We start from the raw sequence: 26,500 nt of genomic DNA on the forward strand, positions 1-26,500 counted from the left end.
CCACAGGCTCTACTACTAAATTTTTGGAGAAAATTTAGAAAAGAAAAAAAAGAAGGCTTGACATTTCAACATAGCAGCAGCGTCAATACTGTTACACAGGATTTCAACAATTATATATGCAAGGTTTGCCCGATTACCTTTGATTATGCTGTTTTTCTCAATCTCTCTAACTAAATCTATTCCATGTATGCACATCGCATCCTTAACTATAAATACTGCATCCGCCACAGCATGCTCTATGCTGAAGTCCTCCTTGCCATTATTTGAATTGTAACAGGTACTGAATTTATCTATAATATCCGACATAGATTTAATGATTCTCGTTGCTTCACTGACATTTTTTATTAAAGATTCACGAGTCAGATCCTGATACATAAATATGTCATATATTTCCTGAACAATTGCCCCAACCGCTGTTAAAGGCTGTCTCCAGTGATGAGCGATATTGACCAAAATCTCATTCATTGCGCTTATGCGTGTATTTAGCAATACATTTCTGAAATCTTCTTTTTTATGGTGTATTCTTTCACTAATCTCCAACAAAACAGCAAGTAACTTCTCAAACAACACCGGTTTAGTAATAAATTTATCCACACCCAGGTTAATTAGTTCATACAACACCGGACTGTTATCGTAGGCTGTGGTTATAATTACAATTTGCTCAGGGTCAATTTCTTTGATTTTTCTTGTCAACCCGATGCCGTCAAGCTCAGGCATCCTGACATCACTTATTACAATATCGTATTTACACGTATTATATAGCTTTATAGCCTCATTGCCGTTTTCCGCCACATCAACTACCTTAAAAAAACTCTTTAGAAAGGCTGCCGTCTCCTCTCTTATATCAACACTGTCCTCGGCATATAACACTGTAATTCCAGTAGAGTAATTTTTTAATTTTTCTATTGTCACCATTTTATCCATTTCGTTTTCCCCTCAATTGTCAATATACAAAAACAGTGCCAAATATTATATTGTGAAAACATTAGAAAAATAAGCATTTATAGAGAGTTATGTTATTAATGGAAGGGGAAATCTGTACATTTTGTAAGGAGCATTAGTTTACATTTTGTAATGCCAAGCTGCAGTCTATCGTCTAATACCAAGTTGCAGTCAAAAGAGTAATAATGAGGCGTCGCTTTCTCCTTGCCGCCTGTGTTTACTTCTGACTGCAACTCGGTATAAGCTATAAAGATGGAGTTTCACAGGGACTACTGTCGATTCCCACATAAATATTTGACCTACATCTTTGAGCGGTTGCCTTATGCGAAAATGATTACAGAGTTCTGCTCCCACAATATATCGATCGAAAAGCATTAGCACAAAAAATGCGGGAGGAGTTAACTAAACGCTTACTTTTCTATGGAAAGAACTTGTAAATCTCTCTTCTGTGTAGCACTCTTCTGAATTCCAGTTTGCCTAAAGCGATATACAAGCCAATGCGATAATCTCCAACCCGTATCTTATAAAATCCATCATATCCTCTCATTTTTGATATTCTGAAAAAAAGCGATTCGCGATTATCATTAGGTATTTCTTCAAACACAAGGGTCTCTATCTGTTTCTTATATGGCATAGGCAGGGAAGCAAGGTCTTTTAAGAACTGTTTCTTATACCTGAATTCCATTAACCGGACACTGACTGATAATATTCTTTTGCCTGTTCAGGACTAAGAGATTCCGTATCCTTGTCGTCAATCATTAGATGGTAAAGTCCGTAGTCCTCTAAAATATCCTCAATCTTGCCAAATGTCTCAATGTCAATCTCAACTGCCAACCTGTTATTGTTCTCATCTACAACATATTTTTTTACTATTTCCAGCATTAAGTCGTTCTCCTTAAACCTTGAACTATTTATAGGTTGTTACTGTTAGCACTATAGCCTTTCATCTTCATTTCCCTTCTAAATAAAGTGGAACATAATTAAATGGTATCAGTCAAGTGGTTTTTTGCGTTGGAGTTGCAGCATTAGAAGCACCTTTCAGTCTTATACCAAGTAGCAGTCAAGGAGCTAGGGGAGACGTCAAGGAGCTTTAGACGAAGCCAACAAAGTTAATCGAATGAATGCAACTTGGTATAACTATCATTACAACGTAAGATACCGGCGGCACAGTCTTTTATCAATTTCTGGAATCTGAGTCTGACCTCTGAATCTGAGTGGTTTTTAAGTGCGATTTCACGGGCTTTTTGAGAGAGAGTGTTTCTTAGTTCTGCGTTGTTTATCAGCTCTGTGAGGGCGTTTTTTATGTGTTGCACACCTTTTTGACTGACAACATATCCCCATTTTTCATCCCTTGCGTACATAACCTGTGCAACAAACGGCGGGCCATAGACAAGTACCGGTGTACCGATTGCCAGATAAAACGGCACTTTCGTGGGCATCGAGAGCTTAATAAAATCCGTACTCTTTTTGTCAAAATTAACCGGTAGCAACAGTATGTCCGCCTCATTTAACACGGATAAAAAACCGTCCCCGACAACAGCGTCATGAATACTTACAGCTTCATGGTCTGTGAATAATTTTTTTATGGATTCCCTGAACAGATCAATTGGAGAGTATATGTGCAGGGAAATGCTATAGCCCTCATCAGAGAGCTCAACTACCGCCTTGCAACAATCCTGTAAGCTTTGCAACTGAGCAAACGGCAAAATAGAACCGCCATAAACTACCCTTATATGCTCCTTTTCATTGATTTTAACCTTGAAATTTTTTGAAATCCCTGCAACATCCACTGTGCTTTGAAAATAATCAAAACTATTCCCAAAACGTTTCTCATAAACATCCGCCATTTCCTTACAAATTGCCAGTCTGTGTGCGGATTTCGCTAAAAGTCTAATAAACCCTGCATTGTAGTTTCTCATGGGAATGTCTTTTAGTAAGCCGTCTCTGTACGTATCGGTAACTCCGTCATCCATAAAGTGCATTACTAATGGAATGTCAAACCTCTCTGTTATTTTAGTTACAAGCTCAATATAACCAAGGCCTCCTGATACGCTATAGAGCAAATCAGGTTTAAACACATTTATCCATTGCTCCAGTTTTAGGGAAAGCACCCCGCTCTCAGGCACATTAATCCTGTTTATTATCGCTCTCTTAACAGATGAAATAACTCTTTGCCGCATTGTGGCTGCTTCAACAGTTTTCTCAGAGGTATTGACGTTTTTTGTTTTTCTCAGGATGTTAAAAGGAAATTTTCTTTTTAGTTCACTATCCGTCAGAAAATAATAGTTTGAACAAACATCATATGTTACAGGCACAGGGTCATTTGTGGCGGTTGCAATCCTCTCCTTGGGCCAGCCCTGAAATAATGTGTTTATAGTAACTCCGCAACCTGTCACCTTATTAAAAGCACACGATGAAACAACCAGCACTTTAGGATAATCTGTCATACTCATCACTTAACATATTCCCTGATACTCACACACTGGTATTAACCGTCAAATTACCCTGCGTGTCATACCACCATGTAACTCTGATAAAATATCATAAATACCGTAGCGGTAATTCCAGTCGGGATAATCACTCTTAAACCTGCCGACATCACTAATCCACCAGATATGGTCGCCAATCCGGTTAGTGTCGGTGTAGGAATAAATCATTCTCTTGCCGGTAATCTCCTCGCACATACGTATAGCCTCTGTTATAGAGCAATTACTATGGCGGCCCCCTCCGGCATTATACACTTTTGCCGGTTGCGGGTTTTTATAAAAATGCCAAAACATATTTACTAAATCTAAGCTGTGAATGTTGTCCCTTACCTGTTTGCCTTTGTATCCCAGAATTTCATAATGCATGCCCTTAATTGCGCATCTCATAAGGTACGCCAGGAAACCATGAAGCATGGCTCCTGAGTGGTTAGGGCCGGTTAGGCAGCCGCCCCGAAAGCATACTGTGTTCATGCCAAAATACCTGCCATACTCCTGAACGGCAACGTCGGCGGCTATCTTTGACGCTCCAAAAAGACTATGCTTAGACTGGTCTATGCTCATGGTTTCATCAATTCCAGCGTAATATGGATGAGTGCTCTGCAGTTCCCACCGTGTATCGGTCTCAATAAGAGGTAACGCATTGGGCAAATCGCCATATACCTTATTGGTTGATGTAAAAATAAACACCGCCCCGGGGCACACCTTCCGTGTTGTTTCAAGCATTATCAAAGTTCCCAGAGCATTTATGCTGAAATCCGTATAAGGGTCCTTTGCAGCCCAATCGTGTGAGGGCTGGGCGGCTGCGTGAATTACCACTTTTATATCACTATTGTACTCTTTATAGATTTTCTCAATCGCCTCTTTGTTACGTATGTCGGAGTCGTAATGTCTATAGTTCTTTATATCACTCTTTAGTTTTTCAAGATTCCACTTTGTAGAAGCTTCTTTACCAAAAAAAACACTTCTCATATCATTATCAATGCCGGCAACATGGAAGCCCTCTTTTGAAAAAAACCTTACGCTTTCAGAACCTATGAGCCCTGCTGAACCTGTAACCAGACAAACATCCATTTTAATGTCCCATTGTTTCCTTAATCATAACAGTGGCATGAAAACCACTAAACCTGATGGCCTCTGATGTGGTCGCAACCGTTACAAGCGGGGATTTCAGCGGCACGGCCGATTTCGTGCAAATACCTTGCATCTCTGAGAGCATCACCATCCCAGATTTCCTTAAGTGTGGCGCCGGTGTTTAAGTCACCAATTACAAGCCTTTTCCCTGCATCCCTGCAGCAGGCTGTGACAAGGCCGTTTACATTAATCGTCATCCTTTGCCACAATGAAGGGCATGCAAATGCCGGATTTGCCGACTTCCGTTTAATATATCTGTCGGTCTCATCAAGGCCGTCCTGGTTTCTATAATCTGTGTAGCTGACCACATCAACATCGCCGCCCCAAAATGATACAAAAGAGTCCTTCTCCTGTGCGTTTTCCTTCATATACACCATGCCGACCCTTATCTGAGGAGATGCGGAGTCCAACTGCCTTTTTAAAGCTGCAAAACGCCTGATATTATTAACCGTAGTTTCAAAGTCTGCACCCTTTCTGATCTTTTCATATAGTTCTTTGGTTATTGAATCGAAAGAAAACACTATCGTATCAAGCCCGTAAAATATCAGTTGTTTTGATAACTCCTCAGTCAGCAGAGTTCCGTTTGTGTGAAGCATAATATCTATAATACCTGAGTCTTTGGCATATTTTACCATAAGCGGTAAATCCTTATTCATGAGTGACTCACCGAAGTTATTAAGGTTAACGGCACACAATCCCAGTGTGGCACCACTGTCTATAATTTTTTTAAAAAAGTCCAGGCTCATATGCTTGCTTTCCCACTGTCCCATTTTTACTCTGTGGGTGCGCGGGCACATAGGGCACTTCAGATTACAATAGGACGTTACCTCGATGTCAAGATGTAACGGGAAAGGAGTTATGATATGTGCTGCAGCGGTTTTTTCCCAGAGTTCTCTGTATTTCTCATACTCTTTGGTTCTTTTTACTTCATTACTGTTTTTAATTATATGAAAATTAGCGGGCAGTGGTGGATCGCAAAATTCCTTTCTCATGTTTTCACCATTTCCCTATTACTGACTGATTATAGTGCATTAAGGTTCAGGCAGCCGGTGCAGGTTACTCACCGTCTCCGGCCCTGTGCTCTATGTATGACATCAGCAGCTTGCCCATATCATCGTACAAGTCAATCTGTCCTTTAACATCTCGAACAGGGATTATGCCAAGTTTTTGGCCGATTATTGAGGCGTCATTTATAAATCTCTCATAAGTGACACACACAAGGCCCAGCACTTCTCTGTAAAGAGGGTTTTTGTTTTTTCTTCCTGTAAAAAGATTTCCCTCATAAACCCGCTTAATATTACCATTTTGATCAAACTGCCAAAAGTTGCTCTTCTCTTCAATGACTGTAAAGACACTGTCAAGCTGTTGCACATACATGGTCTCAACCATTTCATCAATTAGCTTTGCCTCTCTGTAGGGGTGTGAAACCTCCATAAAGACGACGATTTCAGTTGTAACATTACAGTCTGCCCTTAATTTATCCAGAAAAAACTTAAGTACCTGAGGTAAGGTAACATCCGGGGCACTAAAGTTACCCGGACGCAAAAAAGGCACCTGAGCTCCGAAGCTCCTTGCCGACTCAGCAAGCTCCTCACTGTCGGTGGCTACAAAAACCCCCTCTATGTGTTTTGACTTAAGGGCCGTGGCAATAGTATTGTCAAGGATATTCCTGCCGCCGATTTTTATTACCTCACCGTTACTACTGTAAACATCATTTTTTCTTACCGGGATTAAGGCTATGCACTTATACATTTTGCATCTCCTTGTAGCTATATTTTTCTTCCGACAAAAACCTCTCCCAGATTGTGTTTGCAATAAACAGATCAAGTTCCGTATGAATATCTACAAAACTACCCAAAGTATGATGTGGTATTATTTTTACATTTTCCCCAATCCGTTTCCCCGACATAATTACAGCCGTCCTTGTGGCACATGCCACACCGGTGTCTTCTCTGTAAACATGCTCTTTAATCTGTCTTGGCGTATGTCCTCTTTCATCCAACCGGACGTACCTGCCGTCAACCTTCTTCCAATAGTTCTTGTGCTCGGGATATGCGGCAAACACGGTATCAAGAGTTTCATCGGCAATAAGAGCTTTTACGCAATCATTTATAATAGTGCTATTGCGGAAGGGGTCGGTTGCCTGAAGGTAAAGTACAATATCATATGTCACTTTTTCCGCAGTTATAAACCAATTAAGTGCATGTATCAAAACATCCTCAGCCGGACTCATATCCTCTGCAAGCACAGGTGGCCTCAGAAACGGAACATCCGCTCCGTATTTTATCGATGCCTCCCTGATATGTTCACAATCGGTACTGACAACAACTCTTTCCACCAGAGGGCAGTTTTTAGCATCCTCCACAGTCCACGCTATAAGCGGTTTATTACCCAGATTCAAGAGATGCTTTCGTGGAAGCCCCTTTGAGCCGCCCCGTGCCGGTATTATTGCCACAACTTTTGAGGACATTTTCAGGTTATACCGTCTTGTTTTAGTAGTTCTATTACCTTTACGACCCTGTCAGCCCGTTTTTCGTCACGTCCCTGGTGAATTCCGTGGAAGTGATAGACACTTGCATTAGGCTCATACATTATATAGTATCCCTGGTTTATCACCTGCTTTGCCCATGCCTGATCTTCCAGACTTGGCAGTGTCTCATCAAAACGGAGATTTTCCCAAATATCTCTTTTTATCATAGAGTTAGCATTGTGGAAAAAATAATCCTTTTTTTGAATCTTTTTTTCTTTACCGAATACTGTCCATAAGTCACGCTTGTCAAAGGGATCGCTGTCAGGAAGTGGCTCCTGCATTCCATAGACGCAGGCAATGTTGGGCTCTGCAAAGCACACCAGCATACGTTGCAGCCACTTGTCATTAAGGGGGATGCAGTGAGCCGATAGAATGGCCGCATAACGGCCGCTTGAGTTGGAAATTCCGGCATTTAAGGATTTTCCCGGAAAATACCGTCCCTCCACCCTGAGAAGCTTTACGTCAAACTGATTAACTATTTCAATGGTGTTGTCGGTTGAGCCGGAGTCCACGACTATTATCTCGAAATCCTCGCAGTCCTGGTTTTGAAGCGCCACAAGACAGCGCCGTATCCACTGTCCCTCGTTGTATGTTCTGACAATTACCGATGCAATCATAGGTTTACAACTCCAAAAGTTATCGGATCATCCTCTTTAAGGTCATACAGGGTTTCAACGCCGATTAGTTTTTCAAAAAATCGCGGTGTAAGTCCTTTTAAGGGAGCTTTCACGGCAAGCATTTCCTTTTGCAGCTTTGTTCCGCATTTTATATCACAGGCGGCATAGATAGAATACCTGCGGTTGTCAAACATGTGTATCTCACAGGGTTGAAGCTGTTTGTCAGCAGGCTTTAACAGAGATGATTTAACCAGATTGACACTTCTCACACATTGGATCAACTGTGTGGGGTCAAGGCTCATATGATGGTCAAACCCTTTCATGTTTTTATCAAGAGTTATATGCTTTTCGATGACCTCAGCGCCCAATGCCACGGCAACCGGAGCAAACATAAATCCGTCCTCGTGGTCGGAGTAGCCTACCCTGCAGCCGTAGTGCTTTAACCACTGTATCATATTGAGGTTAACATCATCTGAGTTGACAGGGTAGCTGGAGACACAGTACAGCAGGGTCAACTCCACATCCTTTAAGGTGTTAATCAACCTTTCCACCTCATTGCGGCTGCACATCCCCACTGAAACTATCACAGGTTTACCGCGTAGGTTAAGTTCTTTCAGCAGGGGAATGTCAGTGTTGTTATGTGAGGCGATCTTAAAGGCGTCTAAATCGAGGTCATCAAGAAATTCAAGCGAGGGAATGTCAAATGGAGTTACTATGAAATCAATCTTATCCCTGCAGTAGTTTCTTAGCTCGGTATATACCTCTTTGGATAACTCAAGGCTCTGTCGAACTTCTCTTACAGTAGTGCCAAGAGCGGGAAACCGGTCAAATGGTTGATTTAGAATAGAATTTATAAACATCCTGTTGACATCTCTTTTTTGAAATTTTACAGCACTGGCCTTAGCAGTTATTGAAATATCAATGAGATTTTTAGCCAGGAAAAAATCTCCGTTATGGTTTAAACCTATTTCTGAGATAAAATATACAGAATCTTTGCTGACTCTAAGCACGTTACCCATATGCCTTATGCTAACATTTTATTAATTTTTTAGTCAATGTGCTGCTGGAGGTGTGTGTAGCGGCAAATGCAACGCAAACGATAGTTAAACATGCCCAGGGCATGTAAAATAAGGGTACTTAACCAACCAGTGATTATAATTAGTGCATTATACCTGCGATTTTTTTAGCCTCAGTAAGGCGCTGCAGCATATCTTCTTTGAGTTTTTTCATTTTTTCAAAATTTGTCCACGCTGTAAGCATAAGCCAGTTGACAGAGTGCTCCACGGCGTCTTCTGTTACAGAGCGGCCAGCAAGGCGGTTTAATAAATCCAACGTGGAGGTTCCTTTTGTAAGGCTGGTATCTGACCTGCTTATGCCGCTGTCTTCACTGATTTGGTTTAAACCATCGCTTTTCTTATCCATTTATGCTGCCCCCCTTCAAAATGATTACTTGCTTACATTTATATTACGTTCTTACAATATTTAAAGTCAACACCTTTTAATATTGAATTAATTGTTGAAATCTTACACCATCTGTGCTATAATGCAGCTGTGGCAAGACTAAAGGAGCCTGTTGTGAGGGAGATGCTTTCTACAAGAGTACGTCCCGAGCTTATCAAAAAAATGAAGTTCATCTGTGTTGAGGAAAACAAACGTATGAATGAGCTGTTTGAAGAGGCTATAGAGTTGCTGCTTAACGAATATAAAATGAAAAAAGGCAGACTCTTTGATTAATTTCGCAAGTGGTTACTCTGAGTTGTCAAGAATGTCTCTGCTGTCAGCTCATCTCATTTATAAGCAGGATGTGTTTTTTAACAGTGAACATATAACGTTGGGGAGTGCTGTTGAAAATTGACATGCACTGCCACGCCTGGGGTTGTGGTAAAGACATAGCCAATGCCGATAATGAGGCATTCTATCTTATCGGAAACAATTCTCATTGGTTTGTAAATTCTGTTTTTTCATATATACAACGGAATGTATCATCGTTTCTTCCCAACAACAAAAAGGATTGTTTTACCACAGATGATTTCTTTGAATTTTTTTATTGGGCGCTTTCAACTTCCAAAGAGATTGACGCAGTGGTTGTGCTTGCCCTGGATGCACCTTTCAGTGCCAACAACGGGGCCCTTATGAGTAACATTTGTGAGTTTTGGGTACCCAACAAGTTTACCATAAACCGGATAAAAACAATGAACTACAACCTGCGCATAAACAGAATAAACAAGAGCGTTTATTATGGCGCCTCGGTTAATCCTAACAGAAGAGACTGGATTGAAGAGTTTGACTATGCCCTTGAGACTGGAAGCCCTGTACTCTTTAAGCTTGTACCATCGGCTCAGCACATAGATTTAACAGATAAGCGCTATGTGAAGTTCTACAAAAAACTTTCAGACAACAACATGCCTCTTTTGTGCCACACCGGGCCTGAGTATGCCCTTACCGAGGGGATTAAACACATGGAAAGGGATGAGTTTGAAAAGCTTCGGCTGCCTCTGGAGTGTGGCGTCACTGTGATAGCCGCCCACTGTGCCGCACCCGTGTTTCCCACTGATGTTAACCGTGTGGGAGAGTTTTGCCGTTTTATGGAGTGGGCCGACAGAGAGGGATTAAAACTCTATGCCGATACTTCTAATCTTTCTCTTTCAACACGGATGCACGTAATCTCGGAAATACTTACGGGAATACCCTCAAACAGGATGCTTCACGGCTCTGATTTCCCGATTCCTGTGGAGTCCACCCCCATCATGCCAAGCCCGTTTAACAACATTACTCTTACAGATTACCTTCAGATACTTGCCACCTCAAATCCCCTTGACAGAGATGTCGTTATTAAACGTGCACACGGTTTTTCCGATGCCACACTTTCCACAGCCTTAAAAGTCTTAAACCTGCCTGATAAGTAACAGGATTTATTTAACATTGCCGGCAGTTGGACACTGGCCCGCTTTGGAGGTAAAAGTCTCCAGTTTAAGAGCCTTTTTTTACTTAACCTCTCCGGGTGGTATAAACGATAACAGATAGAAACTATGCGGCTGATTTGTGGTATGATATGGTGTTTTACATTTAAGGAGGCGTAAGACTTGACAATAAGAGAACAGACTGAGCAAATCGAGCGCACGGTGCTGAGCCCACGTGCTTGTTTAAGCATAAACAGTAAGGGGCGCCGGAGAGCTGAACAGGAGGGAGACATCCGTACCTGTTTTCAAAGAGACCGTGACAGGATTATCCACGCCAAATCATTTCGCCGTCTTAAACACAAAACTCAGGTGTTTCTTGCCCCAAAGGGCGACCACTACCGTACCAGACTCACACACGTGCTTGAGGTGTCTCAGATATCCCGAACCATTGCACGCGCCCTGCGCCTCAATGAGGACCTCACCGAGGCCATTGCCCTGGGACACGACCTCGGACACACCCCATTTGGACACGCCGGTGAGTCCGTCCTCAGGAAAATCCACCCCGGCGGCTTTGACCACTACGTGCAGAGCCTCAGAGTGGTTGACTTCATAGAAAAAGACGGCAGAGGACTAAACCTCACGCATGAGGTCAGAGACGGTATCATAAAACACTCTAAGGGTAAGGGAAGCATCCTGCCCGATAACTCAGCAAAAATGGCCGAAACCCTCGAGGGACAGGTTGTCAGAATATCCGACATCATTGCCTACGTTAACCACGACCTTGATGATGCGCTAAGGGCCGAGGTCATACAAAAAACTGATATCCCTTCTGAAATTTCCAACGCCATTGGCGACACTCATGCCAAAAGAATAAACACAATGGTGACCGACCTTGTGCAAAACACCATTGACAATAACCTCGACACACTAAAGATGAGCGAACCGGTCTTAGGGGCAGTGTATAAACTAAGGGAATTCCTGTATGAAAGAGTTTACGAAAGCGACCGTTTGAAAAGTGAATTTATTAAGGCTAAACATATTTTGGAAAGTCTCTACGGTTATTATCTTGAAAACATACAATTAATACTGGAACATATACCAACTGAGGCGGACGAACACGACCACACAATAGTGCGCGACTTCATAGCCTGCATGACAGACAGGTTTGCTCTTGCAAGGTATGAGAGGATTTTTATACCGGAGAGGTGGACGGATATTTAAATTAATCAAAAAACTTGCACAAAAATACCTGAAATCGAATATAATAGTTTTGTGATAGACCTGCACACCCATAGCATATTCAGTGACGGTGAGCTGATACCCTCTGAGCTTGTTGCAAGGGCGGCAGACTGCGGTTATAAGGCTATAGCAATTACCGATCATGTGGATACATCAAATCTGGGCTCGGTAGTGCCAAATATTGTAAGGATTGCCGGTGATTTAAACCGCTATTGGTCAATAAGGGTAATCCCTGGGGTTGAGATAACACATGTGCCTGCGCAGATGATAGCGGATATTGCTAAAGAGGCCCGCTCTCTGGGGGCTAAAGTGGTTTTGGTTCACGGTGAAACAATCGTGGAGCCCATTGCAAAAGGCACCAACCGGGCAGCTATAGAGGCGGGGGTTGACGTTTTGGCACACCCCGGGCTTATCACTGAAGAGGACGTTGAGCTTGCAAAACACCGTGGCGTGGCTTTAGAGATATCAGCACGAAAGGGGCACTGTCTGTCAAATGGTTATGTGGCAAAGATGGCATTAAAACACTCTGCCCTGCTGGTAATCAACAGTGATTCCCACGGGCCGCAGGATTTAATAAACCGCACTATGGCTGAGGCTATTTTGCTTTCAGCCGGAATCGGCAGAGACGACATTGCCGCTGTGTTTAAAAATTCGGAAGATATAGTGTCTAAACTTAAAATATAAAACCAATCGGAGTACTAAATGCCAAAGCAAATTAAGAAAAAAACAGTGAAACATACAAAGCAGGGCGAGGAGTTGAAGGGAACGCTTCATGAGATAAGTTCTTTTTACGAAAGACAAAAAAAAGAAATACACATTGCAGCCGGAATATTGGCTTTTTTATTGCTTGCTACGGTAGCTGTTATAGGTTATATGAAATACACGGCAGCAGAGGCGGAAAACCTGAAAATGACGGGCTTTGCCAATTACTATTCCCCGCCCGGCGCCGACAGGCCGGAGCGTCTTAAAACCGCATTGGATGCCTTTGTGCGCTCCAACTCTTTAAAACCCTCACCCCTTACTATGCTCTACATAGCCTCGTGTAACTATGAGCTGGGAAAACAGGATGAGGCTGTCAAACTGCTGGTTGATTTAAACCTTAAGTATGCACAAAACAATGAAATTCTGCCCCTTTCGTATCTTAAGCTATTCAATATATACAGAGAGAGAAAGGACTTTGAAAAAGCTTTGGAGACTGTAAAAGCGCTCTATGCCTTGCGCACCTCCATCTACAAGGATGTGGCCTTAAACGAATGGGCTATGCTTCTTACTGAAATGGGTAAGGCGCAGGAGGGTAAAGATAAATATGAAGAACTCAAAAAGAATTACCCAAACTCACCCTATGTTATGAAAGATACAGATAACCCAATGCTCTCTGGTACTGAGGAAAGTCCGCTTACGCTTGATGACATTAAAGCACCGGAGCCCGCACCTGAGACCAGAAGCGATAATAAGACAGTGGAAAAACCCCAAAGTGATAATAAAACAGTAGTAAAATCTCAAAGCGATAACGTAACAGTAAAGCCTAAGCCTAAACCTAAGACGGATGATAAAAAAGTGAAATCAAAACAAAACCATCATGATAAAAAGAAGACAAAAGAATGACATCCCTGGGCAATGAATGCAACTTGGTATCAATGTGTTATAGTGCCGCCAAAGAGCTTCCCCCTCTAATAAACCTCTCTCAGGGGAGATTTATAGCCCTTTCTCATAGGGGGCCGTGGGCTATACCAGTACGTCTATTTCAGCAAGGTCAATATCTATTCCAGCCATAAGGACAACTTTTGCTTCTTCCAGCTCTCTGTCGTTGTCAAGCAGCTTTTCATGGACTATAAACAAGTATTCCTGAAGTGTCTCGCTTATTTCCCTGCCATAGACCATCCCGTGGCTTTCCGTCTTCATGCCGGTAATTCCATATGAATCAGTTGAAATTACACTTCTGAAAAATATCGGCTTTGTATATCTTTCATCCCCTCCCCAAAGTCTGTAGTATAATGTCTCTTTGCCGTCCTCTTCCTGAATCTTAAAATCCTTATAACCGATACAGCCGGTTCCCTCATTCAGCCAGAAATCCCACTGCTCATCACTCTGTGGATATACCTCTTCAATGATTTGATAGAGAACTATTCCTTCAATCTCATCATTTGCCACGGGTATCTGTAAAACAGATTGATTTCTACTCTCATTTTCCTCGATATAAAACCGATAGACTTTTAGGCTGCCAATCATGAACTTTTCCCCTGCCACCACAGTGTGAATTCCACCCCCCGGAGACTGCACTTTCAAAACATCGGCATTTGTTATAAATTTTGTTTCATCCAATCGAATCATACTGTTTATTTTTATTCCCAGAGGAAGGTTTATATCAATCCGCTCAGGTTTTTTTCTAAAAACCCCTGTCAGTTTGACTTTACTTTTTTCATGTATATGTCTGAATATTCCGGCACCACTCATCTGTAATCCGTCCTCCGGGGAGGTTTATTCCACATTGTTAATCTGATATTTTACATCAAGCTTAACGTCTTTTCTGAGTGAATGATAAATTCCACAGTACTTGTCCAGGGAAAGGTTAATAGCTCTTTGAACTTTCTTTTCCGTAATGTTTTTAGCAGTAATGTTTAGCATAATGTCAAATCCTGAAAAATACTGGGGAGGGGTCTCAGGCTTTACACCTGTGATGTCAACCTTAAATGCCGTAATTTCAACCTTCATTTTCTGTAAAAACATCACACAGTCGGTAGCAATACAAGCTCCTAAGCTCATCATAAAGGGTTCAGAGGGCTGACAACCCCACTGAACGTTAGCGTCATACTCTATTTCATACCCACGCTGAGTGCGTCCAACAAAGATGAAATCCCTGTCCCAGTTAAGCGTAGCCTTAAACACCGTTGAAACCTTAGATTTATATCCCTCTACCTCCCTCTCCAGCCCTTGTATCTCCTGCTCCTCAGACATCTCTATGCCTCCCTCCTGCACTCTTATGTAGTAATGTGGTAAAACTTGTATAATCTACACTAATTGCCTTTTGCAGGTCAATATTAATGTTTTTATACCAAGCTGCATTCATTCTATTAACTTTGTTGGCTTTGTCGAGAGCTCCGGGGTGTCTCCCCTAAGGGTATAGGATAGGTGGGGCGGGGAAACCAAACAAGGAGATACTCTGGGCTATGAAGTTCATTTTTGTAATAGTCTCTGCATATCTATAAATACTTCAGTAAAGTGGTTTCTATCAGTTCAATACTCTGCATCCTGATACCGTCCTCTGCACTGAGTTCTATGTTAAACTCACTTTCCAGTGCAGCAATAATTTTTATATGGTTGAAGGAATCCCACTGCTCTATTGTCTCAGGAGACGAACTGCCGGTGATGGCCTCCTCGGGCAACTCAAGCACAGAGGAGAGTATTTTTCTGACAGTGTCTTTCATCGTATCAGTTAATTTATTCAATGCCATATAAGACTCCGGCAGGGAGGGATATGTAATTGCCATGCCTTATAGAGAACTCCGGCACTTTTGTATGTATGTGTATGCACCCTTGCACTTTCACACTCCCACCGCTCTTTTTTAGCATTTTTAGTATGTCTATGGTAGAAAAATTTTTTGAATTATGTCAATGTAAATCTGTTTGCTGTAAATCATACATCCGGCAACTCCGCGCTATTGCGCTGTAAGTGTTTCAATGGTATAATATATGTTTGCAGTTACTGCTGCTATGCAGCCGCTGTGATATGTTTAAACGAATGTGGAGGATGTTTGCTTTTTAACTCAGTACAGTTTGCCATATTTTTTCCTATTGTAACGATTCTTTATTTTACACTTCCGTTTAAATACAGAAACCTGATGCTTCTGACGGCTAGTGTAATCTTTTACATGGCATTCATCCCTGCATATATCCTGATTCTTGCATTTTTGATAATGCTTGATTTTACTTGCGGAATTCTCATAGAAGACTCCCCTGTGCACAGGAAAAAATTCTACCTCATCTTAAGCATTATTTCAACCTGCTGTGTACTCTTTGTGTTTAAATATTTTAATTTTTTTATTAACAACATATCGTACGCAGCCAATCTCTTACATGTTGATTACTCATTTGCCACCTTAAACATAGTGTTACCGTTGGGACTTTCTTTTCATACATTTCAGTCGTTGAGTTATGTTATAGAGGTTTACAGGGGAAATCAAAAAACAGAAAGGAATATACTGACATATGCCCTTTACGTTATGTTTTATCCGCAACTGGTAGCCGGTCCGATAGAAAGGCCACAGAATCTTTTAAAGCAATTTTATGAGGAGTATAAACCGGACTATGAACGCATAACCAATGGCTTAAAACTAATGGCATATGGATTGTTTAAAAAAGTCGTAGTTGCCGACAGGCTTGCAGTTTTTGTTGACAGAGCATACGCATCACCGGAGCAAAATGCGGGTATTCCAATGATAATAGCAACGATTTTCTTTTCATTTCAGATTTTCTGTGATTTTTCCGGTTATACAGATATAGCACTGGGCTCAGCCGAGGTAATGGGGTTTAAACTCAGGCAAAATTTCAGGCAGCCGTACCTGTCACATTCGATATCTGAGTTTTGGAAAAGGTGGCACATTTCCCTGACAACATGGTTTAAGGATTACATCTACGATTACATCTACATCGCATTAGGAGGCCACAAATGCTCGAAAACCCTTTTTCATCTCAATGTACTCATTGTTTTTTTCATTAGCGGTCTTTGGCATGGCGCAAACTGGACTTTTGTACTTTGGGGCGTGTTAATCGGCATTTATTCTATCGTTGGCAATTTAACAAAGAACTTCAGGGGAAAAATTGTGAAAACCATTGGGCTGCATAAGCTCGGTATAGTTTATAAGGTATGGCAAATAATCATAGTGTTTATCCTTATGACATTTTCATTCATACTGTTTCGGGCAAAGAATCTCTCAGATGCTTTTTATATAATCAAAACTCTTTTTATTAATATCGGAAATATTTCAAATTTGCACTACCTCAAAGCAGTGCTTGCAACACCACAGTTTAGCTTACTTGACCTGAGCATTTCTGTTGTTGCCGTTTTGTTTATTGAAACCGTACATGTGTTTCAAACACGCTATCGTATCAGAGACTGGCTTTCAAGCAGACCGTTTATTTTCAGATGGTCTGTTTACTGGGCAGGGGCTTTAAGTATTATTTTTCTTGGTGTTTTTAGTAATAACCAGTTTATTTATTTTGCATTTTAAAATGGGCATAAAGTTGAATGATTTAAAAATGCTATGGTATAAAATTATTTTTTTCACTGTATCCACGCTGATTCTGGTACTTATGATCAGTGTTGTAACTATTTTTTTAGTACCATTTAAATATGAGGATGATTATATTTATGCTTTTATAGATAAAATCAAAATACTGGAAAGAATCCCCTCTCCAAAGCTCATTGTTGTCGGTGGCTCTGATATAGCCCTTGGTGTCGATTGCGGTAAAATAGAGAAAATATTAAACATTCCGTCAGTTAATTTTGGTTTGTATGGTGGTGTCAGCATTAAGTTTATACTTAGATTCATTAAACCGTATTTAAAGGAAAATGATATTGTGTTGATAATGCCTGCATACCTGACCTTTTCAGATAATCTTTATGAAGGTGAGGGCGGCTTAGCATCTCTTCTGGTTGAAATCTATCCACAGGGCTTTAAATACCTCGATTTCAGGCAGTTTGTGTATCTGCTGAAGTATTTTCCGAAGGTAATTACGGAAAAAAACTATTTTTATTTAAAATATTTAATTTCAAGGCTGACAAACCAGCCATATGGAATTTTAGAGGGCAATTTTGTAAGGAGCGGTTTTAATCAAAACGGAGATTTTATCTGGCATTTAAACAGACAGCCAAAGACATTTACTCCCTCAAAGTGGAACACTAAAAATACTTCTTTTGAACTGACAGACTTTTTAAACAGATACGCCGATGAGCTAAAAACAAAAGGAGTAAAAATTTATTTTAGCTTCCCTCCTGTCGATATAGAAGATTATAATTTAAACAAAGGATTTATAAACCTGGTTGAACTAAATATCAGGAAAAAATTAAATTTTGATATTTTGAATAAACCTGAGGATACTCATTTTGACATGCTTGAAATGTACGACTCCCCGTACCACCTCAATGCCAAAGGCAGAGAACGTTTTGCCGTCAAAATAATTAACGGACTGAAAACATATGCCGGTGATGGCCGGCGGTAGATGTTCTGCAACTTGGTATGATTATTATATATCCTTTGTAAACTCCTTAAGAGTGGGTAAGTCGGTAATTTCCTTAAGGCCGAAGTACTGAAGAAATTCCTTGGTAGTGCTGAAAAGGAGGGGTTTTCCAGGTGCGTCTTTACGTCCGATTATTTTTACCAGGTTTCTTTCAAGCAGAATCTTAATAGTCCAGTCTGAGCTTACACCTCTAATTTCCTCAATTTCAACCCTTGTAATGGGCTGCTTATATGCTACAATAGCGAGGGTTTCAAGGGCTGTAATAGAAAGTTTTCCCATAGTTTTTGATTTCTTTAATACTTTTGCCCAGTGCGCATAGGCCGGATTTGTTGTCATTTGGTAGCCCCCTGCGATTTCAGTTATAACTATTCCGCCGTTTCTCTCCTTATAGGTACTTGTCAGAGTATTAATTACAGACATTATTTCACCATCTGTGAAATTGGTAATCCTTTTTATATCAGATGCAGAAAGAGGGTCGCCGGCTATAAACAACAGGGTCTCAATTACTGCAATCTGCTGCATTTTTTCCATAATATATAATTTCCCTTATGTTTATCTGTATTTTTTCATTTATGTTATAAAATCAAAATAATAATTTATTAGTATAAACAAAAATACAGGAAAAAAGAGTTTAAAATCGTATATAATTGTATCTGTTATGAAAGCGTTGGTGACCGGAGCAACCGGCTTTATAGGGAGCCACTTAGTGGAAGAGCTGATACGACAGGGCTACTATGTAACGTGCTTAGTCAGAGACGGCTCCGATCTGAAGTGGATAGAGGGTTATCCTGTTAAGAAACTCACAGGTGACTGTTTAAATCCTGAAATCCTTAATAGTACCCCGGAGCAGTTTGATTACGTTTTTCACCTAGCCGGCCTAACAAAGGAGGCAAAATCCGGAGACTTTTACAGTACCAACGTAACGGGGACGGATAATCTGTTAAAAAATGTGGTTAAATATAATAGAAACATAAAAAGATTTGTGCATATCAGCAGCCTCGCAGTAGGGGGGCCCTCAATGGATGGAATGCCGTTGTGCCCGTGCACACCACCCAATCCGGTGTCCGACTACGGCAGGAGTAAACTTCAGGGCGAGGAGGCGGTAGCCAGGCACAGTGGTGAGATTCCGGTAACAATAATAAGACCACCGGCAGTTTACGGTCCCAGGGATAAGGATTTTTACATGCTTTTTAAAATGGTTAAACGCGGGTATTTGCCATTTTGGGGCAAGTCGTTTTATTCATTTATATATGTGGAGGATTTGACAAGGGGTATAGCAAACTCGGTTAAGACGGATAAGTCTGTGGGAAAAACATACTATCTTACCGATACTGAGATGTATTCAAACGAGTTCCTTGCAGATACCATAGCCGGGGAGCTTAACTGTAAGTATATTAAACTCAGAATACCAATAGGGGTGGTTCCTCTGCTTGCTAAGGTAATATCAAAACTATCAAAAGCAAGCATAATAAATTCCGACAAGATAGCAGAATTGAAACATACACATTGGGTATGTAATTGTGAAGATGCTTCAAAGGATTTTTCATTTAAACCGGAAGTAACATTGAGAGAGGGGATTAGGTGGACGGCAAACTGGTACAAAATAAACAAATGGCTGTAGAGAACTCAAAATCCATATTTGATAAATGCTCTAAATTTACAAGGGCAAAAGATTTAATGGCATTGGAGCTTTATCCGTATTTCAGGATGATAGAGAGTGCGCAGGAGCCTGTGGTGACAATAAACGGCAGACAGGTTGTCATGGCCGGGTCAAATAACTATCTGGGGCTTGCCAACCATCCAAAGGTCAAAGAGGCGGCGATAGAGGCGGTCAGGAAGTATGGAACAGGCTGTGCCGGTTCCAGATTTTTAAACGGCACACTGGATATACATGTTAATCTGGAAAATAAGTTAGCGCGGTTTATGAATACGGAGGCGGCCTTAATTTTTACAACCGGATTTCAGGTAAATCTTGGAGTTATTTCAGCCCTTGTCGGCAAGGATGACACAGTCATCTTAGATAAGCTCAACCATGCCAGCATAATAGACGGCTGCCGGCTTTCATATGGAGAGGTTAAAAAGTTTCGCCATAACAACATGGAAGACTACGAAAGAGTGCTAAAGGAAACCTCCCCCAGGAGTACTCTTACAGTAGTAGATGGCGTTTTTAGTATGGAAGGTGACATTGTAAATCTGCCCGGGCTGGTATCGGCGGCAAAAAAATACAATTCCAAAATCATGGTGGACGATGCTCACGGCATAGGAGTACTGGGTAAAACTGGAAGGGGCACGGCGGAACACTTTGGGTTGGAAAAAGATGTAGATATTATCATGGGTACGTACAGCAAGTCACTGGCCTCAGTAGGTGGTTTTGTAGCTGGAGGTGCAGACATAATACATTATATAAAACACTGTGCACGGTCCTTAATGTTTAGTGCAAGTCCGACCCCTGCAGCTACCGCCTCAGTGAGTGCAGCTCTGGATATTATTGAGGCTGAACCGGAGCGGATTAAAGCCCTGTGGAGAAATACAGGGAAGATGATGGCAGGGTTTAAGGCAATGGGCTTTGAGATTGGCCCAACTCAAACCCCCATAGTCCCTGTAATAGTTGGTGAGGATGAGCTGGCCTTTAAAATGTCCAAAATGCTTCTAAATGAGGGGGTTTTTGTTAACGTGGCTGTCTCTCCGGCTGTTGCTCCCGGTATGGCACTTGTCAGAACCAGTTATATGGCAACGCATACGGATGAACACCTGGATATTATCCTTAGTGCTTTTCAAAAAACAGGAAAGGCATTTGGCGTTATTAAATAGTAATGGAAATACAAATAAGGGAGGTAATGGATAAACGGCAGCTACTTGAGTTTATTAAATTTCCATTAAAGCTTCATAGAGACGATCCACTTTTTACACCTGAGTTAACCACTGACCTGAAAAAACATTTTTCACCACATAAAAATCCTTTTTTTAGAAATGCCGATGTGAGGTATTTTCTTGCGTATAGCGGCGGCAAGTGTGTTGGCCGGATAGCCTCGATATTAAACAGAAGACATATAGAGTTCCACAATGACAGCGCCGGTTTTTTTGGTTTTTTTGATTCTATAAATAATAAAGCCGTTGCCGCAGTCCTGCTTGAAACAGTGGCTGGGCAGTTGAAATCCTGCGGACTTACCATAATGCGGGGCCCTATGAATTTTTCGACAAACGATGAGTGTGGTTTTGTTGTTGATGGATTTCAATATGCGCCGGTTCTGATGACTCCGCACAATCCACCGTATTACATTGATCTGATGCAATCTTGTGGAATGGGGAAATCGAAGGACCTCTATGCCTACATAACGGACATACCGAAGGTGCTACCTGAGAAAATTGACCGGGTGGCACAGATAGCGGAAAAAAATGGCGTCTGTGTAAAAAAGGTTGATAAACGGCGCTTTGATGAGGGGTTAGAGAAATTCAAAGAGGTATATAACGACGCCTGGGAGAAAAACTGGGGGTTTATACCGCTTACCGAAGACGAACTGTTATACCTTGGCAAGCGGCTTAAGCAGGTGATTGAGCCTGATACGGCTTTAATTGCTGAAAAAGACGGCGAGCCGATTGGCTTTCTAGGGCTTATTCCTGATTTAAATATTGTACTGAGAAAAATGAAGGGTAAACTTAATCCTGTTACAGTACTAAAAGCTTTGTATTACTCACGAAAGATTACAACGACAAGGATGCTGCTTCTTGGTATTAAAGCACGGTACAGAAACCGGGGGGTTGATGCGTTGCTTTACAGGGAGGGTTTTAAGGGCTGCCTCAAACACGGATTTACCAGTGTGGAGTTTTCGTGGATATTAGAGGATAACCTGCCTACCCAAATGCTGGTTAAAATGATAGGGGGCACTCACTACAAAACTTTCAGAATTTTTGAAAGAGTGATATAGCCGGTTGCCGCTTTCAAAGCCTGCTATTTCATATTTCTGTATAAATTATATTGCCTTTGTAGTTAACTCCGTTAACAAAGAACTGGATTCCGGCTTTTGCTCGGAATGACAGAGCGTGGATTTTACTGTGTCATTCGAATGTTATTGGTACATATCGGACAGCTCAAGATTGTCTTACAGTTTTGCCAAGGAAGAAACTATGCACCTGTCAGATTAAATATCGTTCACTACAAGTTGAATGCAGCTTGGTATAAGTATTCCCCCAGGGGTTTTATACATTCTTTGTCAAAAACTCCTTCAACTCATCTGTTGAGTCGGCTTTCTTAATAAGATTTTTAAACTCCTCCAACTTAACTACAGTACTTATTGCTCTGACCATATTCATCAGCTCAAGTCCAATTAAACCAAATTTTAGTTCAAGCCCTAACTCAATAGCTTCCAGTAACCCTTCCAGCTTACCCTCAATCTTACCCTCAAGTAGCCCCTTACGTTCACCCTCAAGTAACCCCTTCTCCACACCTTCCAAATAAAGTTCATCTTTAGTTACGTCAATAGTTACCGGCATTTTTTTTACCTCCTTTACTACGGTTTTTGTTAAATTCCTTAGTCTTGACAGTTGTAGTAATTTCAGAACATAGCTTTCTTTTTCTTCAACAGGTAATTCCGATAATTTTGCAAGAATTCCTTTTATCGTTCCATCAGCATCTTCTGTTTTACATAGTACAGCCAAAATATTATCCCCTGGGTCATCACTGTTAAGCAACTCTCTGCAGTCAATATCACGGATGTCTATTATCTTGTAGGTAAAATGTAAACCATGCATTTTAATTTCATTTTTCATATTTAGTTTTGCATAGCCTACATATAAAACTAATTGGCGGACAGGTTTTCTAAGCGTACAAAATATTACACTTAAATAATCCAACTCTCTGCAATCCATATCACGGTCATTTTGGGCTTGAATTTCCATATGAAACAGGGATTCATCCGGAAGCTCCAGCAACAAGTCGGGTTGTCTGTATTTAACTGACGGAAATTGAACATCCAGAAAGTTTGCTGTTTCAAATCCGGTTAACAACTTCATAAATTTTCGCGGCAGCCCTTTCATAATGTCCTTCAATGTAATGTCGTGTCTCTGTGGCATTTAAAATCCCCTATCTTGTCATTTTTCTATAATAACATACCCGGCCTGATAATATATCACCGTCTTTTCAAAAGCAGACAACTCTAAAAGCACATGAAATCCACCGAAACCCTTCCCCACGGCCCTCCCCGCCGCCTTCCCTTACAGGGGGGAGAGTACGCCCCGGAGCTTTTGACGATGCCAACAAAGTTAGACGATTGAGTGCAGCTTGGTATAATTCGCCGCCTTTCATTTTTACCTTGTCTGCAAGTATAATAAAACACATATATGTGGAATTATAATGAAATAAGCGGATGTGAATTTTTTATGATTCCATCAAAATGGATAAAATATGAATAAAGAAACCCGCTTTATTGTAGGCATAGACTTAGGGACAACTAATTCGGCTGTGTCTTATATTGATACTGAGGAGCCACCGTCTGAGAAAACTAAAAAATCAAAAGACTTAAAAAGTCAAAATAACAGGGAAAAATCTCCAGCAATATTTGATATTCCACAGTTTGTTGATGAGCAAAAAGTGGAAAAACTCTCCACTTTGCCGTCATTTTTGTATATTCCCGGAGCGTACGATGCGGAGATTATAACCTCAGGGCTGCCGTGGCAAACCGATGGTGAAAGAGTCATAACCGGCGAATATGCGCGGATTATCGGCGGCAAAAAAACGTCTAATCTTGTCTTTTCCGCCAAGTCATGGCTTTGCTATAGCCGTGTTGACAGAAATGCTCCGATACTTCCCTGGGGACGTGAAGACACTGCCGGTAAACTCTCCCCTGTAACGGCCTCAGCTGCATATCTAAAACATATAATTAATGCATGGAACTCAGACGGCGGCGCAATGCGCGGTAAGTACAACCCGCTTGAACTCCAGCAGGTGGCAATCACAATTCCGGCCTCGTTTGACGAAACCGCCCGGCAGCTTACTTTTGAAGCCGCAGAACTGGCCGGATTTAAAAACATCACAATGCTTGAGGAGCCGCAGGCGGCATTCTACAGTTGGATTTCTCAAAATGAAAGCCGCCTCAGTGATATAATTCAGAAAAATATGCTCGTCCTGGTCTTTGATATGGGAGGCGGCACGACGGATTTTAATCTCATCACAGTTGAGGAAAGGGGCGGTAAGCCGGAGTTTAAACGCGTGGCTGTCGGTGACCATCTCATGCTTGGCGGTGATAACATGGATCTTGCGCTTGCTAAGGATGTTGAGGAGAGTATTTTTGCAGATACCGGTAAAAAGATGGGTATTGCGGGCTGGACAGCTCTTACCCATCAGTGCCGGAGCGCAAAAGAGACACTCCTTGCAGATAGCGATATTAACGAGGTGGAAGTTACCTTTCTGGGCTCCGGGCGAAGCGTCATTGGAGGCTCAGTTAGGGGAGTAATAACAGTAGGGGCGGTTAAAAATATCATACTTAACGGGTTTTTCAAACACGTGGAAATAGATGAGGAAGTATCGGAGCGCCGGCTGGGATTTCAGGAACTGGGACTGCCGTATGTCTCAGAGCCTGCGGTGTTTAAACATCTGTCGGCATTTTTGAGGCGGCATGCCACTAATCCTTTTCTTGCACCTTGGGTTAAATCTGCCGCCACGGGCGGTGTCAGCGCCGTACGCCCTGATGCCATTATTTTTAACGGCGGCGTGTTTAAGTCCGCCTCACTGCGGAAGGCCTCAGTGGATATGATTAACCGGTGGTTTTCCTCCGAGCCGGGCTATAGTGTGGATGTGCTGCAAAACGATAAATTAGACCACGCTGTAGCTCTGGGAGCAGCCTATTACGGCATGGTGCTGAGAGGTAAAGGGGTGAGGATAACAGGCGGCACCGGGAAGTCATACTACATCGAGGTTGCGCACAAGGGGGCTTCAGTTGAGGGGTTGAAATCACCTCTTACCTCCGTTTGCATCCTTGCACGCGGGGCGGAGCCCGGAGCCGACATTGTACTTTCAGAGCTGGAATTTCACGTTATGGCCAACACCCCGGCCTCTTTTAACATGTACAGCTCAAGCTACCGTGTCGGGGATAAAGAGGGTGATATTGTCACGGCCGAGCAGGATTTCTTTTTTAAACTGCCTCCGGTCAGAACTGTATTACAATTTGGGAAAAAAGCTGGAGGTGCCAGGCTTCCTGTATCACTTAGCGTAAAACTCAATGAGTACGGAACTCTTGACATATGGTGTGAGTCTAAAATGTCGCCGCACCGCTGGAAACTGTCTTTTCAGTTAAGAGACAGTGCGCCGGATGACGACCCGGATGCTGCTGAGGAATCATCCTCCGCCTTAACTGATACCCGCACGCTTGACTCAGAAACTGTGGAGCAGGCATGTGAGGCAATAAGAGTGGCTCTGTGGGGCAATGAGCAGGTGCTTGGGGCGTTAACAAAAACGATTACGGAAATCCTTGGTGTGGAAAGAGACAACTGGCCGCTTCCCACAATTCGTAAGCTGTGGGATGCACTGATGGAGTTTAAACAACGGCGGCTGACAACGCCGGGGCACGAGGCCAGGTGGTTGAATCTGTCGGGGTTCTTGCTCAGGCCCGGGTTTGGATACTTTCTTGATGCCGAGCGTATAAAGGAACTCTGGAAGATATTTTCGGAGGGTGTTAAGTTTTACCGTGACGGAGGGTGTTCTTTGCAGTGGTGGATTCTGTGGCGGCGTGTTGCGGGCGGATTAAATGAGCAGCAACAGGAAATAATATTTAAAAAGACAGCTCAACATCTGCTTCCCGGCAGGAAAAAGAAAGACACACCTAAACTTCAGCCGCCTGAGATTATGGAGATTTGGATGCTTGCCTCAAGCCTTGAGCGTATGGGCGGCACTGTAAAGGTTGAGCTTGGGGATGAGTTGTTAAGACAGATTAAAAAATTTGGTGATAAAAACACAGCCAAGTTGATGTGGTCTCTTTCGCGCCTTGGCGGGAGGCTACCCTTTTACGGCCCTGCGGAAAAAACTGTCCCAAAAGCCGTGGCGGAGAAATGGATAGAACAGATTATGGCCTTAAAGTGGAACGCCCCTAAGGATGCCGCCTATGCCATATCACAATTGGCAAGAAAGACCGGGGACAGGGCAAATGATACGGATGAGGCGCTAAGGGATGAGGCACTAAGGTGGATACATAAGGTCACGGGTGCAACGGCGGAGCGTTACACTAAAAGAATGTCGGAGGCGCTGCCGGTTGATTTTGACGAGGAAAGGGAAGTTTTCGGCGAGGCGCTGCCGGTTGGTTTAATAATTGAGAAAGGGAAATGACAACTATGAACACGTGGTTGGCGGCAGTACCGGCCTTATACGTTTAGTGTCTGCTATAATAAGAGTTGTGTTTCAGGGATTAACACGATATACTTAATAAATGA

At 42.1% G+C, this 26,500-nt stretch carries 27 protein-coding genes; 11 read left to right on the forward strand and 16 right to left on the reverse strand.

Features of this window, described 5'->3' with window-relative positions; all coding sequences use genetic code 11:
- Window positions 1–15: 15 nt before the first annotated feature.
- The 11 genes from H7844_05380 to H7844_05430 form a co-directional block, all read right to left on the reverse strand.
- A complete protein-coding gene (locus tag H7844_05380) occupies window positions 16–924 on the reverse strand; it encodes a response regulator (protein ID MEO5356715.1) in 909 nt (302 codons plus the stop codon).
- Between the two features lie 436 nt (window positions 925–1,360).
- Window positions 1,361–1,627 (reverse strand): type II toxin-antitoxin system RelE/ParE family toxin, encoded by a 267-nt coding sequence (locus tag H7844_05385; GenBank protein MEO5356716.1) that lies wholly within the window; start codon window positions 1,625–1,627, stop codon window positions 1,361–1,363.
- Window positions 1,627–1,824 carry a hypothetical protein gene (locus H7844_05390; GenBank protein MEO5356717.1) on the reverse strand — a complete coding sequence of 66 codons (198 nt, stop codon included), beginning with the start codon at window positions 1,822–1,824 and terminating at the stop codon, window positions 1,627–1,629. Before H7844_05390 ends, H7844_05385 begins: the two co-directional genes overlap by 1 nt.
- A gap of 227 nt (window positions 1,825–2,051) precedes the next feature.
- The gene (locus tag H7844_05395) at window positions 2,052–3,398 is read right to left on the reverse strand and encodes a hypothetical protein (protein ID MEO5356718.1); all 1,347 of its coding nucleotides are present in this window, start codon (window positions 3,396–3,398) and stop codon (window positions 2,052–2,054) included.
- Window positions 3,399–3,437: 39 nt separating this feature from the next.
- Window positions 3,438–4,499, reverse strand: a complete 1,062-nt coding sequence (locus tag H7844_05400) for an NAD-dependent epimerase/dehydratase family protein (GenBank protein ID MEO5356719.1) — start codon at window positions 4,497–4,499, stop codon at window positions 3,438–3,440.
- Window positions 4,500–4,546: 47 nt separating this feature from the next.
- Window positions 4,547–5,551, reverse strand: a complete 1,005-nt coding sequence (locus H7844_05405; protein ID MEO5356720.1) for a radical SAM protein — start codon at window positions 5,549–5,551, stop codon at window positions 4,547–4,549.
- 64 nt (window positions 5,552–5,615) lie between these two features.
- Entirely contained in the window at window positions 5,616–6,311 is a 696-nt protein-coding gene (locus H7844_05410; protein MEO5356721.1) for a hypothetical protein, read from the reverse strand.
- Window positions 6,304–7,029, reverse strand: coding sequence for an acylneuraminate cytidylyltransferase family protein (locus H7844_05415; GenBank protein ID MEO5356722.1), 726 nt, complete (start codon window positions 7,027–7,029; stop codon window positions 6,304–6,306). The genes H7844_05410 and H7844_05415 overlap by 8 nt, the downstream gene beginning before the upstream one ends.
- A gap of 2 nt (window positions 7,030–7,031) precedes the next feature.
- Window positions 7,032–7,706, reverse strand: a complete 675-nt coding sequence (locus tag H7844_05420) for a glycosyltransferase (GenBank protein MEO5356723.1) — start codon at window positions 7,704–7,706, stop codon at window positions 7,032–7,034.
- Window positions 7,703–8,725: an N-acetylneuraminate synthase family protein gene (locus tag H7844_05425; protein ID MEO5356724.1), complete on the reverse strand. Its 1,023-nt coding sequence runs from the start codon at window positions 8,723–8,725 to the stop codon at window positions 7,703–7,705. The genes H7844_05420 and H7844_05425 overlap by 4 nt, the downstream gene beginning before the upstream one ends.
- A 139-nt stretch (window positions 8,726–8,864) precedes the next feature.
- Entirely contained in the window at window positions 8,865–9,128 is a 264-nt protein-coding gene (locus H7844_05430) for a hypothetical protein (protein ID MEO5356725.1), read from the reverse strand.
- A 129-nt stretch (window positions 9,129–9,257) separates the two neighbouring features.
- Here H7844_05430 and H7844_05435 point away from each other — a divergent pair, with 129 nt between their 5' ends.
- From H7844_05435 to H7844_05455, 5 genes are all read left to right on the forward strand, one after another.
- Window positions 9,258–9,440, forward strand: coding sequence for a hypothetical protein (locus H7844_05435; protein ID MEO5356726.1), 183 nt, complete (start codon window positions 9,258–9,260; stop codon window positions 9,438–9,440).
- 110 nt (window positions 9,441–9,550) lie between these two features.
- Window positions 9,551–10,612, forward strand: a complete 1,062-nt coding sequence (locus H7844_05440) for an amidohydrolase family protein (protein MEO5356727.1) — start codon at window positions 9,551–9,553, stop codon at window positions 10,610–10,612.
- 177 nt (window positions 10,613–10,789) lie between these two features.
- On the forward strand, window positions 10,790–11,827 hold the full coding sequence (locus tag H7844_05445; protein MEO5356728.1) for a deoxyguanosinetriphosphate triphosphohydrolase: 1,038 nt from the start codon (window positions 10,790–10,792) through the stop codon (window positions 11,825–11,827).
- Window positions 11,828–11,878: 51 nt separating this feature from the next.
- A complete protein-coding gene (locus H7844_05450; protein ID MEO5356729.1) occupies window positions 11,879–12,529 on the forward strand; it encodes a histidinol phosphate phosphatase domain-containing protein in 651 nt (216 codons plus the stop codon).
- 18 nt (window positions 12,530–12,547) lie between these two features.
- The gene (locus H7844_05455; GenBank protein ID MEO5356730.1) at window positions 12,548–13,450 is read left to right on the forward strand and encodes a tetratricopeptide repeat protein; all 903 of its coding nucleotides are present in this window, start codon (window positions 12,548–12,550) and stop codon (window positions 13,448–13,450) included.
- Between the two features lie 120 nt (window positions 13,451–13,570).
- Here the strand turns inward: H7844_05455 and H7844_05460 are convergent, their stop codons facing one another.
- From H7844_05460 to H7844_05470, 3 genes are all read right to left on the reverse strand, one after another.
- A complete protein-coding gene (locus H7844_05460; GenBank protein MEO5356731.1) occupies window positions 13,571–14,299 on the reverse strand; it encodes a YjfK family protein in 729 nt (242 codons plus the stop codon).
- A 24-nt stretch (window positions 14,300–14,323) separates the two neighbouring features.
- The gene (locus H7844_05465; protein MEO5356732.1) at window positions 14,324–14,800 is read right to left on the reverse strand and encodes an OsmC family protein; all 477 of its coding nucleotides are present in this window, start codon (window positions 14,798–14,800) and stop codon (window positions 14,324–14,326) included.
- Window positions 14,801–15,045: 245 nt separating this feature from the next.
- Window positions 15,046–15,333: an acyl carrier protein gene (locus H7844_05470; GenBank protein ID MEO5356733.1), complete on the reverse strand. Its 288-nt coding sequence runs from the start codon at window positions 15,331–15,333 to the stop codon at window positions 15,046–15,048.
- 264 nt (window positions 15,334–15,597) lie between these two features.
- Here H7844_05470 and H7844_05475 point away from each other — a divergent pair, with 264 nt between their 5' ends.
- Together H7844_05475 and H7844_05480 are read left to right on the forward strand one after the other, a co-directional pair.
- Window positions 15,598–17,073 (forward strand): MBOAT family protein, encoded by a 1,476-nt coding sequence (locus H7844_05475; GenBank protein ID MEO5356734.1) that lies wholly within the window; start codon window positions 15,598–15,600, stop codon window positions 17,071–17,073.
- 1 nt (window position 17,074) lies between these two features.
- Window positions 17,075–18,064 (forward strand): hypothetical protein, encoded by a 990-nt coding sequence (locus tag H7844_05480; GenBank protein MEO5356735.1) that lies wholly within the window; start codon window positions 17,075–17,077, stop codon window positions 18,062–18,064.
- Window positions 18,065–18,088: 24 nt separating this feature from the next.
- Here H7844_05480 and scpB read toward each other — a convergent pair whose 3' ends face one another.
- A complete protein-coding gene (scpB, locus tag H7844_05485) occupies window positions 18,089–18,613 on the reverse strand; it encodes an SMC-Scp complex subunit ScpB (GenBank protein ID MEO5356736.1) in 525 nt (174 codons plus the stop codon).
- A 127-nt stretch (window positions 18,614–18,740) separates the two neighbouring features.
- Here scpB and H7844_05490 point away from each other — a divergent pair, with 127 nt between their 5' ends.
- The 3 genes from H7844_05490 to H7844_05500 are packed head-to-tail and all read left to right on the forward strand — an operon-like array spanning window position 18,741 to window position 22,008.
- Window positions 18,741–19,703, forward strand: a complete 963-nt coding sequence (locus H7844_05490; protein ID MEO5356737.1) for an NAD-dependent epimerase/dehydratase family protein — start codon at window positions 18,741–18,743, stop codon at window positions 19,701–19,703.
- Entirely contained in the window at window positions 19,694–20,893 is a 1,200-nt protein-coding gene (locus H7844_05495; protein MEO5356738.1) for a pyridoxal phosphate-dependent aminotransferase family protein, read from the forward strand. Before H7844_05490 ends, H7844_05495 begins: the two co-directional genes overlap by 10 nt.
- 26 nt (window positions 20,894–20,919) lie before the next feature.
- Entirely contained in the window at window positions 20,920–22,008 is a 1,089-nt protein-coding gene (locus tag H7844_05500; protein MEO5356739.1) for an N-acetyltransferase, read from the forward strand.
- A 271-nt stretch (window positions 22,009–22,279) separates the two neighbouring features.
- On the opposite strand, the gene H7844_05505 is transcribed toward H7844_05500, so the two are convergent.
- Window positions 22,280–23,152 carry a hypothetical protein gene (locus H7844_05505; GenBank protein ID MEO5356740.1) on the reverse strand — a complete coding sequence of 291 codons (873 nt, stop codon included), beginning with the start codon at window positions 23,150–23,152 and terminating at the stop codon, window positions 22,280–22,282.
- A gap of 331 nt (window positions 23,153–23,483) precedes the next feature.
- Here H7844_05505 and H7844_05510 point away from each other — a divergent pair, with 331 nt between their 5' ends.
- Window positions 23,484–26,396, forward strand: a complete 2,913-nt coding sequence (locus H7844_05510; protein MEO5356741.1) for a hsp70 family protein — start codon at window positions 23,484–23,486, stop codon at window positions 26,394–26,396.
- The last annotated feature ends 104 nt before the right edge of the window (window positions 26,397–26,500 follow it).

The organism is Nitrospirae bacterium YQR-1, assembly GCA_039908095.1.
Classification (GTDB): Bacteria; Nitrospirota; Thermodesulfovibrionia; order Thermodesulfovibrionales; family Magnetobacteriaceae; genus Magnetomonas.

Bases quoted from the DNA above. Each gene is read 5' to 3' on its own strand.
- H7844_05380 (MEO5356715.1), bottom strand. From the start codon at position 924: ATGGATAAAATGGTGACAATAGAAAAATTAAAAAATTACTCTACTGGA.
- H7844_05385 (MEO5356716.1), bottom strand. From the start codon at position 1,627: ATGGAATTCAGGTATAAGAAACAGTTCTTAAAAGACCTTGCTTCCCTG.
- H7844_05390 (MEO5356717.1), bottom strand. From the start codon at position 1,824: ATGCTGGAAATAGTAAAAAAATATGTTGTAGATGAGAACAATAACAGG.
- H7844_05400 (MEO5356719.1), bottom strand. From the start codon at position 4,499: ATGGATGTTTGTCTGGTTACAGGTTCAGCAGGGCTCATAGGTTCTGAA.
- H7844_05405 (MEO5356720.1), bottom strand. From the start codon at position 5,551: ATGAGAAAGGAATTTTGCGATCCACCACTGCCCGCTAATTTTCATATA.
- H7844_05410 (MEO5356721.1), bottom strand. From the start codon at position 6,311: ATGTATAAGTGCATAGCCTTAATCCCGGTAAGAAAAAATGATGTTTAC.
- H7844_05415 (MEO5356722.1), bottom strand. From the start codon at position 7,029: ATGTCCTCAAAAGTTGTGGCAATAATACCGGCACGGGGCGGCTCAAAG.
- H7844_05420 (MEO5356723.1), bottom strand. From the start codon at position 7,706: ATGATTGCATCGGTAATTGTCAGAACATACAACGAGGGACAGTGGATA.
- H7844_05425 (MEO5356724.1), bottom strand. From the start codon at position 8,725: ATGGGTAACGTGCTTAGAGTCAGCAAAGATTCTGTATATTTTATCTCA.
- H7844_05430 (MEO5356725.1), bottom strand. From the start codon at position 9,128: ATGGATAAGAAAAGCGATGGTTTAAACCAAATCAGTGAAGACAGCGGC.
- H7844_05455 (MEO5356730.1), top strand. From the start codon at position 12,548: ATGCCAAAGCAAATTAAGAAAAAAACAGTGAAACATACAAAGCAGGGC.
- H7844_05460 (MEO5356731.1), bottom strand. From the start codon at position 14,299: ATGAGTGGTGCCGGAATATTCAGACATATACATGAAAAAAGTAAAGTC.
- H7844_05465 (MEO5356732.1), bottom strand. From the start codon at position 14,800: ATGTCTGAGGAGCAGGAGATACAAGGGCTGGAGAGGGAGGTAGAGGGA.
- H7844_05470 (MEO5356733.1), bottom strand. From the start codon at position 15,333: ATGGCAATTACATATCCCTCCCTGCCGGAGTCTTATATGGCATTGAAT.
- H7844_05480 (MEO5356735.1), top strand. From the start codon at position 17,075: ATGGGCATAAAGTTGAATGATTTAAAAATGCTATGGTATAAAATTATT.
- scpB (MEO5356736.1), bottom strand. From the start codon at position 18,613: ATGGAAAAAATGCAGCAGATTGCAGTAATTGAGACCCTGTTGTTTATA.
- H7844_05490 (MEO5356737.1), top strand. From the start codon at position 18,741: ATGAAAGCGTTGGTGACCGGAGCAACCGGCTTTATAGGGAGCCACTTA.
- H7844_05495 (MEO5356738.1), top strand. From the start codon at position 19,694: ATGGCTGTAGAGAACTCAAAATCCATATTTGATAAATGCTCTAAATTT.
- H7844_05500 (MEO5356739.1), top strand. From the start codon at position 20,920: ATGGATAAACGGCAGCTACTTGAGTTTATTAAATTTCCATTAAAGCTT.
- H7844_05505 (MEO5356740.1), bottom strand. From the start codon at position 23,152: ATGCCACAGAGACACGACATTACATTGAAGGACATTATGAAAGGGCTG.
- H7844_05510 (MEO5356741.1), top strand. From the start codon at position 23,484: ATGAATAAAGAAACCCGCTTTATTGTAGGCATAGACTTAGGGACAACT.